This is a genomic window from Natronocella acetinitrilica, from assembly GCF_024170285.1.
GTDB lineage: Bacteria > Pseudomonadota > Gammaproteobacteria > Nitrococcales > Aquisalimonadaceae > Natronocella > Natronocella acetinitrilica.
Map to the genome: position 1 here is coordinate 1 of NZ_JALJXV010000020.1, position 11,940 is coordinate 11,940.

Here is an 11,940-nt window from a genome sequence, read left to right on the forward strand (position 1 = left end):
GAGCAGAAGAGCACGCTGGAAAGCTAACGACAACTACGCCCACCGACCGGCCACTTTAATTGTCGTCGACCGGTCAAAGTAGTTGACGTCGGATACGCGTACCCGCTGCTCCAACTGATGGCAAATGCGCGATATCGCCGCTGGCGGGAGCGGCGCCCGACCGCGACCGTTGATGACCGATTGGATATCTTTTCCGTTGGTCAACAGCGGTGGGGGTGCTGACTTTCTCTCGATGTACCAGCCGGGCAGGGCGAGCACACCGGTCGTGAAAACGGGCTCACCGGTAGCTTGCCCGAGCCAGTTTGATACCCATTTCGTATTCCGACGTATCTGCTCGAGAGGCGCGGTTTCTCTCCAGCCGGGGAACTGTAGGGCGTTCTTTTCGAATATGACCTTGAAGCCTTTCGTCTGCCTTCCTCCGACAGCAATCAGCGGCTTGCGGCGTCCCTTCGTCTCGATTACGTAGACGCCGCCCGGTCCGACGGCGATATGGTCGATGTTGAATCCGTCGGCATCTATATCATGAAACACTCGGTAGCCGTTCGGGATGATGGTCTCAAGCGCCTGGCCAATGGCGGTTTCCGCCTCCAATCCAGTTCGCAGGCGCTGCAACCGGGAAAGGGCGACCAGCGTGAAGCCTGTCGCCGCCGCGAGGAATATCAGACCAAGGACGACAGCGCCCGTCACGCCAATGCCAGAGGAATCGTAGGCGATTCCCTGGACATAAAGGAGGTAGGGGATAACGAGACTGAGCGTCGATAAGGTCAGGCCGAATGCCAGATCCAGTTGTTTGTCGATGATTTGCTGAGACAGTGAATAACCGGGAGAGCGCAGCAAGCCCGCCGACAGGGGGGAGACGCGACGGCGCTTCTGATACCACCGGAGACCGTTGCCCAAACCCGCGAGCAGGAAAAGCGGGCCTAGGGTCAGAAGCAATATCGGCGCGTGGAAGAGAAACCCGTCGAGCATGGATTGATGTCCGTATCATGACTTCATTCCCAAGCGTAAAGTGGCTGCTAACATCAAAACTGTGCGCTGCGTCTGATTGTCACATATAGCGTTTTTGCCTCACGTCCTAACCGGAACAACACCAGTGCTCCAGTGCTCTGAATTTCAAATTAAATTGGAACCCACACACATGTGGGTTCCAGTTAAGAGTGAAATTCCTAGGCTTTAAATTTCAGTGAGTTAGAACGCTTTTCCAAACAAGGCTTTTCGTCATTCCGGCTAACCGTGAAATTTCGACGGAAAATTCCAGCTAACTCTGAAAGTCTCGAATACAGAACACTGCCCGCGCCTAAGGCCAATTTATAAAGGTAAATCTAAAAGACAGTGATTTGCCAGATCGCAGGGCAGGTCACTTGGTCTTGATCCGTTTTCAGCGACCTTCGTCTCGGGTTTCGAATGGTCCGAGAATCGCGGGGCAGGTCATAGACAGCGCGGTTGCGATTTTCGGACCTTTCGAAGCTTGAGAGGAGAGGTTGAAACGTTACCGACTCGTGGTCTTAGAATTTTTCGTCCTGCAGGTAGTACCAGTGGTAGAGCAGCCTTTGGCCGAGCCGCCGGAACGGTGCCAGCGGATGGGTCGGCAGTTGGGAACAGAATATGGGCAGATCCGTTTTCTCTGGCTTGCCAGCGATCCACTGAGCGAGACGCCTGCCGGCCTGGGCAGAGTACATCACGCCGTTGCCGCCGTAGCCGAGCGCGTAATAAATGCTGTCATTCGGATCAGGCCGGAATACCCGCGGCATCATGTCGTGGCTGACATCGACCCAGCCCCACCAGGAGTAGTCCACGTCTATCCCGGTGAGGGCGGGGAACTTGCGATGTAGGGCATCCACCAGCAACTTATGATGTCGTGGGTTAGTCGCGTCGGCGCCGGCGATGGCGCTTCGGCTGCCGATCTGCACGCGGTCGTCCGGCAACTTGCGGTAGTAGAATCGCAGAGTGCGGGTGTCCGTGATGATTTCATTGGTGATGAAATTGGACGCCTGCATTTCGTCGGCCGTCATCGGCCGGGTCACAAGAGAGTTGGACAGCACCGGGTAAAAGCGGTTGCGCAGGGCGGGATGCAGTTGCTGCGCGGTGTAGCCGCCGGTCGCCACGCCGACAGCGCGGGCGCGCACGGTGCCGCCGGGAGTGCGCAGGTGATGCACGCCGTTGTGAGTGTGCCAGCCGGTCACCGGGCTGGCCGGATGCACTGTCGCACCCAGTTCCCGAGCCTGCCGCAAGTAACCGTGGGCCAGTTTCAGCGGATGGACGCCAATACCGTCAGGTTCGTGCATGGCGCCCACGGCTTCGGCCTCATTCACGTACCGTTCCGAGAGAGCGGCGCGGTCCAGAAGCTCAACCTTGTAGCCGAACACCTCGTCCAGAACCCGGACTTCCGCCTCGAGTTTGCGCATGGCTTTGTCCCGGTGGGCTATGTAGAGATGTCCGCCGTGCTGGGCATCGCAGTCCACATCCTTGATTAGCTCCCGAAAGGTGTCGAAACCCTCAGTGATCTCGGCATGCAGTTGGAGTGCTACCTCTTTTCCGTACTGCTTTATCCACTGGGATCGGCTCAGCCGACCCGAAGCGTTCTGGGCTTGGCCACCGTTGCGGCTGGTGCAGCCCCAGGCGGCCCGGTTGGCTTCCAGCACGGTGGCCTTTATTCCGTGTTCCCGAGCCAGAAAGAGGGCCGCCGAGAGGCCTGTGAACCCTGATCCGATAATCGCAACGTCAACGTCCAAATCCGAGTCTACGGGGCCATCGTCGGCAGGAGGCTCGCCGGCGGTTGCGACCCAATAGGTGGGGGCATACTCCCGTCCATGGCCAGGGTGCGGCGTAGTCAGTGGATCATAGTTGGGGTCGTAGGCGGCGGCGGCCTTTGTCGATCTGCGCTGATGGTGTTCGTTGGCGGGATCGTTCATGCATGGCCTCATGTACTTTGAATCGGTATGCTGCGCTCTAACTCAGGCTGCGGGTTCCTGCAGCGGACGATCCTTGCGAAACGCCTGCTTGCGGCAAATCCGACCGTCCCGGAAAGTAAAGATATCGCAGCCGTCGGCCTCGACGCGTTTGCCATCAGGCAGTGTCGCCACGAAGGTCCACTGGGATACACCGATATTGCCAGCCACGAAGTGGTTTGTATTTTTCCACTGCACGTCAGGGGAATGCGCCCAGACTTTCTCAAACGCCGCACCAACATTAATGTTGCCGCTTATGCGTGTGCCATAAGCCTCAGGTCCCGCCGCCGTCTCGAAGACCACATCATCGGTCATGTGTGCCATTACGCCTGCCGCGTCATGTCGGTTGAAGGCAGCGAAAACAGCCTCAAGGGTTTCTCTGCTGGCGGACATGGATGATTCCTCCGGTTGTGAGCCTGGGTATTTCAATGCCACTGGCCGCAGCCTGTATTGGTTGGCCATCACGTTAGCTTACGCGGGCGGCATCCCCTGTCGGTAGATCCAGTTCGCACCACTCACTTGTACCAGGATGGTGCGCCATGGCTGGGTGCGCTTTCATCGGGAATGCTTTTCCATCATGGTCGCTAGACGGCGAATTCCAGGTTCGATCTTGTCAACCGCGATTGACGAAAATCCGAGACGGAAGTAATTGCTCGGTGGCGAATGGAAAAAGTTGATATCACCTGGCTCGAAAACAATCCCTTGTGCCATGGCAGCCTCGCTCAAGCTGCGTGCGTCAAGGTTTTCCGGGCCCCGCACCCAAAACGACGTACCCCCGAAGGAGTGGGTGTGGGTGGAATCCGGGATGTAGTTGGCAAGGGCCTCATTCATGGCCAACCACCGTTCCCGATAGATGTGGGATAGTCTTTGAATAAGCGCATCGTGGTGACCCAGCGCCAGGAACAGTGCCGCCGCATGCTGGTTATTGGTGGGCGGGTGGCGCAGCATCAGTCGCCGGAGCGCCCGTGCCTCCCTTATCAGCGGTGCGGCGCCGACCAGGTAGCCAATACGTAGTCCCGGGTCCAGCGTCTTCGACAGGCTGCCCATGTATAGAACGCGATCGTTTCGGTCCAGGCTCTTGAGCGATGCAGTAGGACTGCCAAGGAAGTTAATCTCGCTCTCGTAGTCGTCCTCAATAATAAGCAGGTCGTGCTTTTCCGCTCTTTCCAGCAGGGCATTACGACGATCCAGCGGCATGGTCACCGTAGTAGGTGAATGGTGACTGGGCGTCACGAAAAGGTAATCACAGTCGTTTAGTCGATCATCAACGATCAGGCCACCGTGATCGACGGGCAATGCTTTGATATTCGCTGTATTAAGGCAGAGCAGGTTGCGGGCGTCAGGGTATCCCGGATCCTCGATACCGACGGTGTTGCTGGGCCCCACCAGCAGCGTGGCCAGTAGGTAAAGGGCATTCTGGGAACCCATCGTTACCAGGATCTCGTCCCCATCCGCCCAGATGCCACGGCGTGGAAGTACGCGACTCCGAATCTGCTCCACCAGCAGGTCGTGGTCAGCATCAAGCTGGTCGCGAACAGTCGAGGTCAGACCCTGCACTGTCAAGGCGTGACGATAGCACTCCCGCCAGTCCTGGACTGGAAAGTGGGCCGGATCCATTTGGCCGTAGATAAAGGGATACTCATAGCGCGACCAGTCGGGTGGCTTGATGATGTTGCGCTGGGTGCTCGGTCGAATTCGCAGCTTGGAATTCCAGGTCACGCCAGCCTGAATGCGATCCACCTCGTTGCTCCCGGAAGCCGTCGTCTCGACCCGGTTGCAGAGTATCTCCCGATTGACGAAGTAGCCGCTGCGCTCCCTGGGCAGCAGATAGCCGCTGTCAGCCATATGCTGGTACGCGAGCACAACTGTGTTCCGGGCCACGCCGAGTTGTGTCGCCAGTCGGCGGCTGGAGGGTAGGGGGCTGTCTGCACAGATCTGCCCGCTGAGTATGGCAGACACCAGCGCTTCACGAATCTGCTGTTGTAGGCTGATCGAGCTGTCCGAATCAAGCTGAAACAGTCGGGGCCACATCGTGTCATCGTTCTTGGAAGGCATGGCGATTGCTCGGTTCGCAGATGGCACTGCCATGAGTCAGGGTATGCGACGATGTATAAGAATGGTCACGAAATGGCGGCACTGTAAAGCTGGTAAGCGCTCCGGAGAACGCTAGCGGATTTCTATTACCGGACACTAGCCGGGCTGCTGAGTCTGCTCGATCGGTAATTGCCGCGGCTGCGCGCGGCGTTCCCCAAGGCGCGGCTGCGAATCCGGCTCGATGCCGGGTTCACTGGCCCGGAGCTCTACGAGTAATTCGAGACGCACGCGGCGGTCGGGGCTCGACGCGCTTGTTTCCCGACACACGAGATGCCGGTCGTGCGTCGTGGCGGACCGTCTACTCCGTTGCGCTCGCGTGGGTACGGCGCCGCATCCGAATCCGGGTAACAATCATCCCAACGAGCGACATGGCGGTCAGTGACCAGAACAGCCAGGTGATCGGGCTCGCAAAGAAGATCGCGTAACTGCCCTGGGACATAAGCAGAGACTGGCGGAAGTTGTCTTCCAACAGCGGGCCGAGCACGAAGGCGATGAGCAGCGGGGCCCGGGGGAAGCGCAGGGCGATCATCACCAGGCCCACCACGCCCATGGCAAACATAGTGAGCACGTCCAGCAGGCTGTTATTGATAGCGTAGGAGCCAAAAACGCACAGCACCAGCACGCCCGGTAGCAGCAGTGAGCGACGCACCCCGATGATGCGCCCGAGCAAGGGAATTGCCAGCCGGCCGATGATCAACAGCATCAGTGAGCCCGCGATCAGCCCCATGAACAAGGCGTAGATCACGTCGATGTTGCTTTGAAAGAGCAGTGGGCCGGGCTGCAGCCCGTGAATCATAAAAGCACCGAGAATCACGGCGGTGATGACGTCGCCGGGAATGCCAAGCGATAGCAGGGGAATCATGGTCGCACCACCGACGCTGCTGTTGCCGGCTTCGGCGGCAGCAACCCCTTCCGGGTTGCCCTTGCCGAAGGTCTCCGGCTTTCGGGACTTGCGACGCGCCTCGCCGTAGGAGAGAAAGGCGGCAGGCGTTGCACCGAGCCCCGGAATCACCCCCAGCACCACGCCAATGAAACTGCCCCGGAACAAGGTGCGCCAGTGGCTGAAGAACTCTCGCAGGGCAAGACTGGTGCGTCCCAGCACCGCCGTCGACTGCTGCCCTTCGCCCAAACCCATATACATGCGCAGCACTTCCGGCAGAGCGAAGAGCCCGATCAGCACGGGCACAAGGCTGATACCGCCGCGCAGCGGGGTGACATCAAAAGCAAAGCGCGGTGTTCCGGCAATCAGGTCCGTGCCCACTGTAGCAAGGCCAAGACCAATGGCGGCAGCGATCACGCCCTTGATGATGTGATCCCCGGCGACTCCGGCGACGATGGTTAGGGAGAAGACCACCAGCGTAAATAGCTCGGGGGCGCCGAAGTCAAGGGCGAACTGCGCGAGCCAGGCGGCGAACAGGATCAGGGCGACGTTCGACACCATGTCGCCGAAGCACGAGGCGTACAGTGCCATTTGCAGCGCTTGCCGACCCTTGCCGGCGCGGGCCATGGGGTAGCCGTCCAGCATGGTGCACGAGGCGGCGGGTGTCCCTGGCGTGTTGATGAGAATTGCGCTGATCGAGCCGCCGTACATCCCACCCTTGTAAACGCCCACCAGCAGCAGAATGGCCGGAACCGGTGGCAGGGTGAAGGTGAAAGGCAGCACGATGGCCACCGCCATGACGGTGCTGAGCCCCGGAATGGCTCCAATCACGACGCCGATGATGACGCCGGAAAACAGGGCAATCAGGCTGTAGGCGTTAATGAACAGGCCCAGTCCCGCGAGAATGTCAGCTAGCATCTTTCAGGGGCTCCAGATGTCAGAACATGGCGTCCAGCGGTCCCAGCGGGATAAGAATGCTCGCAGCCTTGATGAAGAACACTGTAATGATCGTGGGCACGGCAATACCCAGCACCAGCAGGGTCAGCAGCCGGCGCTCGCCGGCAAGCAGCGAATAGATAATGAAAGCGACGATCGATGGCAGGAGCAGGCCGAACTCGCGAACGGCCAGGTAATAGGGCAGTAGAAGGATGATGGCCACGCCGAGGCGCAGTGCGCCCGCACGCTCCCACCGCAGCGCATCGTCATCGTCCGCAACGGGCGTACCCTGGGTATGCTTGCCGGGAATGACACTCTCCAGCGCCATCCAGGCTCCTGATAGCCCGATGATCAGCGCGATGATCTGAGGCCAGAAGGCGGGCGATAGCGCCGGATTCGGAACCCGCGACGGAATCCGCACACCGTTCGGAATCAGCCAGAACCAGATGAACAGCCCGATCATCACCAAGGCGATCCCGGTGAACAGATTGGTCGGGTTAATCCGTGGGGGTCCGTGATTGTCGTTCATGGTTGTTCCGTCCTGGAACGGACCCCGCCAAAAGGGCGGAGCCCGTCTTCTCAGAGGCTACAGCAGGATCAATCGTCCCGCAGATCCAGACGTTCCACCAGATCAACGAAACCCGCGCGCTGGGTCTGAACGAAGTCGATGGTTTCCTCCGGCGGGAGCACGTGGGGGATAGAGCCGGCGGTGATAACCGTCTCGCGCCACTCCTCGTCCTCGGACACGGTGGCCATCAGATCCCGCAGGTACGTGTGAGCCTCTTCGTCCATGCCGGGAGGGCCGACGATGGCGCTCCATCCAACGAGGCTCTCGAGTTCCGGATGCCCGAGTTCTGACACGGTGGGAACATCCGGAATGTCGTCCAGGCGCTCCGCCGAGGTCACCAGTAGCGGCCGGACGTTGCCACTCTGGATCTGGGACAGCATGGGCGCCAGGTTGCCGCAGAAGAAGTCCACATGCCCGCCCGCCACTGCAGTGAGTGCAGGCCCTTCGCCTTGGGCGGGCACATGGGTGGCCGCGCTTTCGGGGTCGCCGACGTCAAGGGCCTCAATCAAGCTCAGGGCCGCGAACTGATTGAGGGAACCAACACCGGAGGAGTTGTAGGTCACGGCACCCGGGTTGTCGCGAATGGCCTCCGCCAGGTCATCAATGCTCTCGTAGGGTTTGCGGGTGCCCGTGACACAGGCGAACGGGTCGCTTGAGAGCAGGCCGATGTAGGTGAACTCGTCGGGATCGTAGGGTACATCCTGCAGTGCGGGCGCGACGGCAAGCACCGCCACCCGGGCCAGAAGGATGGTGTAGCCGTCCGGATTGGCGTTGAAGACATAGTCGGTGCCGACGATGCCTGCTGCGCCGGGGCGGTTCTGCACCACCATGTTGCCGTCCATGTGGCGCTCCGCTGCACGAGCGAACGAGCGGGCAGCAATATCGGACGAGCCACCGGACGCATAGGAGACGACGAATTGAATGGGACGCTCCGGATAGTCGGCCTGCGCTGCGCTGCTGAACGCCATGGCTGCGCCGAGCATGCCCGCTGCCAGCAGCGCGCTACCGCATCGTGTATTGCTTCCAGATATTTGTGTCATTACGTGATCCTCCAAGTCTGTACTCGCAGTGTGTCGTTATCGGTCGTTCTCAGGCGCCGCCGTGTCAGAAGGCTGCCACCTGTCCGTCCGCGCGGCACTCTGATCCGCCGCACAGCACGCCTTCGGCGTTTCTCCATATGATCTGACCGCGCCCGAATCCGGTTTCGTCCGGTGACACGATCACGTTGTGCCCTCTGGCCAGCAGTCCCTGGACCACTTGAGCCGGCATGGATTGCTCCACGCGCACTGTCCGCCCTTCGGTCCATTGCCAGCGCGGTGCGTCCAGTGACGCCTGCGGGTTGAGGCCGTAATTCAGGGAGTTCACCATCATCTGAACATGGCCCTGCGGTTGCATGTAGGCGCCCATCACACCGAATGGGCCGACTGCCTTGCCATCGCGGGTGAGAAAGCCCGGCATGATGGTGTGGTAGGGGCGCTTGCCCGGGCCGACCTCGTTCGGATGGCCGGTCTTGAGCTGAAAACTGTTACCCCGGTTGTGAAGGGCAATACCCGTGCCAGGTACCACCACACCGCTGCCGAACCCAAGATAGTTGGATTGGATGAAGCTCACCATCATGCCGTCCGCGTCAGCGGTGGCCAGATACACCGTGTCTCCCTTGCTGGGCGCGCCGGCTTCCGGATGACATGCCGTCTCGCTGATCTCCTGGCGACGATTGGCGGCGTAGCCGGGGCTCAACAGTTCCTCAGTGCGCACCTGCATGTGGTCCGGGTCACCCACATAGGCCAGTGCGTCCACGAAGGCGAGCTTCATTGCCTCGATCTGCAGGTGGATGCTCTCCACGGTGTCTCTGCTGTCGGGGAGGTCAAGGCCGGAGAGAATGTTCAGCGCTTCAAGCGCGGCAATGGCCTGGGTGTTGGGCGGAATTTCCCAGACTGTGTGCCCGAGATAGTCGGTGCTGATGGGGGTGATCCAGTCGCCACGGTGCACGGCAAGATCCTCTGCCCGCAGATAGCCGCCGGTCTCTCGTGCATGCCGGTCGATGGCGGCTGTAAGGTCACCGGAGTAGAAGTCGCGCGCCGCGCTGGCTGCGATGCGCTCAAGGGTGTGGGCGTGGGCTTCGCTGCGCCAGACACGTCCAGCCTCGGGTGAGAAGCCAGCGGGAAGAAAGGTCTCCTTCCATGCCGCGAACTCCGGTCCGGCCAGATGAGCGAATGTGGCAATGCCCCGGCGCCAGTATTCCGCCACCACAGAGCCCAGAGGGTAGCCGTTTCGGGCGTAGTGGATGGCCGGCTGCATGACGCGCTCAAGAGGCAAGCGGCCAAAGCGAGCATGCACTTCCGCCCACGCCTTTGGAGCGCCCGGCACAGTGACCGACGCCCAGCCAAGTAGAGGCATGGCATCGCCTTCCCCGAGGCCGGTGTTTTCCCGTGTGAGTGCCGCCGGAGAGCGGCCTGATCCGTTATAGGCGTGGAGTTGGCCGTCGTTCCAGATCAGCGCGAATGCATCGCCACCGATGCCGTTCTGACTTGGTTCCACCACGGAAAGCGCCGTCGCGGTGGCAATGGCGGCATCAATGGCATTACCGCCTTCCCGCAACATGGCAAGGCCTGCCTGCGCCGCAAGAGGCTGTGATGTTGCCACCATGCCACCCATGGCATAAACCGGCTCACGTGAGCGGGCATAGGGATTGTCCAATGCGGTCATTACTTCCCCGTATCCGGTTATGGTCGTCATTTGCTGCAAGCAATGAACGCAAGCCGGCCCGAGGTGGCCTCACTCCATGACAATCCTTATCAGGCAGGTTCATTGGGCAGGTGTGAGCCACGTCTGAAGGTCTTGCACGCGTCCTCACGTTTAACGTAGCCGGAGGTGGGGGCGGCGTATAGTGCCAGTGTCTGGTGTGGCATGAGTCCAGCGTCGCGGTAGATGACCCGTTGCCTGTCCAAGCAGTCTGCAGACGAGGTGTGTTTGACCTGCTTGGCGACTTCACTGACTGGGCTGGCATCCGTCTCGCGCAAAATACGAACCACCTTCTCTTCGCTGAATCGACTCTTCCTCATCTGCCACTGCTCCATGGGCCGTGCGCCGTTTGCAGAGGCCACCATCCCAAGTTTCGAATGGTCCGAGAATTGCCAGGCAGGTCACAGTTGATGCAGTCTCTGACCGTGTTCCCCAACTCGTTGATCCTGTCAGAGCGGTTCGGATTTCTCACGACATCTCTCGCGCCCTGATTCACCCGATCAGAAATCCTGTCAGGGGCATTACTCCATGTGCACCCGGCCTGGTTCGCAGGACACCAGGAAAACGCCATCCATGTAGATACATATGTTGACACATACGCCTGCCCCAACTAATGTGGACACATCAGTAGCTGCACACATCGACGCGAGGCTGCCATGAAAAGCGAAATAAAACGCTGGGGGAATAGTGCTGCCGTGCGGCTGTCAAGCAAGATTCTCGCGCAAGCCAAACTTGATGTATCCAGCCCGATCAGTATTGACGTAAAGGCTGGAAAGATCGTCATCGAAGCCGTAGAGAGGGCTCCGCGCAAGGTGAATCTTCCATTCTCTGAAGCCGATCTGCTGGAAGGCCTTGATGCCCGTGGCGCTCACGCGGATGATCTGGCCGAGCCCTCTGAGTCTGAAATGGGGGTTTGATGGCGCAGTACATTCCAGACCGCAACCACGTTATTTGGTTGGATTTTGAGCCCACCAAAGGCAAAGAGATCGGTAAATACAGACCAGCGCTCGTCCTGTCTTCAAGGCAGTACAACAAGCAAACGGGGCTCCTGATCTGCTGCCCAATTAGCACGAGCATTCGCGGTACCGCCACAGAGGTTCCCGTGAATAATCTCGACAAACCTTCTGTGGTGGCATCGAGCCTGATCCAAACGCTTTCCTGGAAGGACCGCAAAGCCGAATTCGTTACCAATGCAGAGAACGGTGTGATGGACCAGGTGTTGGTTCGCATTCTTCCCCTGATTGGTGCGGACGACGTGATCGAGAAATTTACTGAGTAAGTGGGAAATCGGAGTGGTCGCCATAACGGGCAGAGCGGAGTTGCCGCACCTCCCAGTGGGGATTATTGGATGACCGCAGACAGGCCGCCACCTCGGCCTCCGTGCTCGCCGCATGGAGCGCGGCGATGAGTGCGTCCTTGTTGACGGGGATCGTGTCAGGCACCTCGCTCGCGCTCGAGAAGTGATCCTCCTAGACGACCTCCCAGATCAGGGAGTCGTCGACGCGAAAGAGCCTGGCATCGAGTCGGCAGAGATCCACAGTCACGGCAACAAACCCCCGGTCCAGGTAGATATTTTTTTGCTCTTGTTTTACCTTACTTTATGTAAGGAATAGCATTTTAGGTAAGGATACATATGGCAACAGCTACGGTAACGAGTAAAGGTCAAATAACAATTCCTGAACCGCCCCGGGTTTGGTGGAGGCTCCAACTCTTGAGAAGATGGAGCCATGAAGAAGACCAACAAGTTCTCACCTGAGGTTCGCGAGCGGGCA

At 59.6% G+C, this 11,940-nt stretch carries 10 protein-coding genes; 2 read left to right on the top strand and 8 right to left on the bottom strand.

All coding sequences use genetic code 11. The features are described 5' to 3' along the window. Positions 1–33: 33 nt before the first annotated feature. From J2T57_RS21845 to J2T57_RS21880, 8 genes are all read right to left on the bottom strand, one after another. Positions 34–969 carry a nuclease-related domain-containing protein gene (locus J2T57_RS21845; RefSeq protein ID WP_253485840.1) on the bottom strand — a complete coding sequence of 312 codons (936 nt, stop codon included), beginning with the start codon at positions 967–969 and terminating at the stop codon, positions 34–36. A gap of 536 nt (positions 970–1,505) precedes the next feature. Then, positions 1,506–2,924 carry an NAD(P)/FAD-dependent oxidoreductase gene (locus J2T57_RS21850; protein ID WP_366519148.1) on the bottom strand — a complete coding sequence of 473 codons (1,419 nt, stop codon included), beginning with the start codon at positions 2,922–2,924 and terminating at the stop codon, positions 1,506–1,508. 30 nt (positions 2,925–2,954) lie between these two features. Then, positions 2,955–3,410 (bottom strand): nuclear transport factor 2 family protein, encoded by a 456-nt coding sequence (locus tag J2T57_RS21855; RefSeq protein ID WP_253485857.1) that lies wholly within the window; start codon positions 3,408–3,410, stop codon positions 2,955–2,957. Between the two features lie 93 nt (positions 3,411–3,503). Beyond that, a complete protein-coding gene (gene pdxR, locus J2T57_RS21860; RefSeq protein WP_253485859.1) occupies positions 3,504–5,003 on the bottom strand; it encodes a MocR-like pyridoxine biosynthesis transcription factor PdxR in 1,500 nt (499 codons plus the stop codon). Between the two features lie 337 nt (positions 5,004–5,340). Next, positions 5,341–6,840 carry a tripartite tricarboxylate transporter permease gene (locus J2T57_RS21865; RefSeq protein ID WP_253485869.1) on the bottom strand — a complete coding sequence of 500 codons (1,500 nt, stop codon included), beginning with the start codon at positions 6,838–6,840 and terminating at the stop codon, positions 5,341–5,343. A 19-nt stretch (positions 6,841–6,859) separates the two neighbouring features. Continuing rightward, positions 6,860–7,387, bottom strand: coding sequence for a tripartite tricarboxylate transporter TctB family protein (locus tag J2T57_RS21870; protein WP_253485871.1), 528 nt, complete (start codon positions 7,385–7,387; stop codon positions 6,860–6,862). Between the two features lie 68 nt (positions 7,388–7,455). After that, on the bottom strand, positions 7,456–8,466 hold the full coding sequence (locus J2T57_RS21875; RefSeq protein WP_253485873.1) for a Bug family tripartite tricarboxylate transporter substrate binding protein: 1,011 nt from the start codon (positions 8,464–8,466) through the stop codon (positions 7,456–7,458). 64 nt (positions 8,467–8,530) lie between these two features. Beyond that, on the bottom strand, positions 8,531–10,132 hold the full coding sequence (locus J2T57_RS21880) for a gamma-glutamyltransferase family protein (protein WP_253485875.1): 1,602 nt from the start codon (positions 10,130–10,132) through the stop codon (positions 8,531–8,533). A gap of 692 nt (positions 10,133–10,824) precedes the next feature. On the opposite strand from J2T57_RS21880, the gene J2T57_RS21885 reads away from it, so the two are divergent. Together J2T57_RS21885 and J2T57_RS21890 are read left to right on the top strand one after the other, a co-directional pair. Beyond that, positions 10,825–11,085: an AbrB/MazE/SpoVT family DNA-binding domain-containing protein gene (locus tag J2T57_RS21885; RefSeq protein WP_253485877.1), complete on the top strand. Its 261-nt coding sequence runs from the start codon at positions 10,825–10,827 to the stop codon at positions 11,083–11,085. Beyond that, positions 11,085–11,447 (top strand): type II toxin-antitoxin system PemK/MazF family toxin, encoded by a 363-nt coding sequence (locus tag J2T57_RS21890; RefSeq protein WP_253485879.1) that lies wholly within the window; start codon positions 11,085–11,087, stop codon positions 11,445–11,447. The genes J2T57_RS21885 and J2T57_RS21890 overlap by 1 nt, the downstream gene beginning before the upstream one ends. The last annotated feature ends 493 nt before the right edge of the window (positions 11,448–11,940 follow it).

Coding starts and splice junctions, on each gene's coding strand:
- J2T57_RS21845 (WP_253485840.1), bottom strand. CDS start 969: ATGCTCGACGGGTTTCTCTTCCACGCGCCGATATTGCTTCTGACCCTA.
- J2T57_RS21850 (WP_366519148.1), bottom strand. CDS start 2,924: ATGAGGCCATGCATGAACGATCCCGCCAACGAACACCATCAGCGCAGA.
- J2T57_RS21855 (WP_253485857.1), bottom strand. CDS start 3,410: ATGGCCAACCAATACAGGCTGCGGCCAGTGGCATTGAAATACCCAGGC.
- pdxR (WP_253485859.1), bottom strand. CDS start 5,003: ATGCCTTCCAAGAACGATGACACGATGTGGCCCCGACTGTTTCAGCTT.
- J2T57_RS21865 (WP_253485869.1), bottom strand. CDS start 6,840: ATGCTAGCTGACATTCTCGCGGGACTGGGCCTGTTCATTAACGCCTAC.
- J2T57_RS21870 (WP_253485871.1), bottom strand. CDS start 7,387: ATGAACGACAATCACGGACCCCCACGGATTAACCCGACCAATCTGTTC.
- J2T57_RS21875 (WP_253485873.1), bottom strand. CDS start 8,466: ATGACACAAATATCTGGAAGCAATACACGATGCGGTAGCGCGCTGCTG.
- J2T57_RS21880 (WP_253485875.1), bottom strand. CDS start 10,132: ATGACCGCATTGGACAATCCCTATGCCCGCTCACGTGAGCCGGTTTAT.
- J2T57_RS21885 (WP_253485877.1), top strand. CDS start 10,825: ATGAAAAGCGAAATAAAACGCTGGGGGAATAGTGCTGCCGTGCGGCTG.
- J2T57_RS21890 (WP_253485879.1), top strand. CDS start 11,085: ATGGCGCAGTACATTCCAGACCGCAACCACGTTATTTGGTTGGATTTT.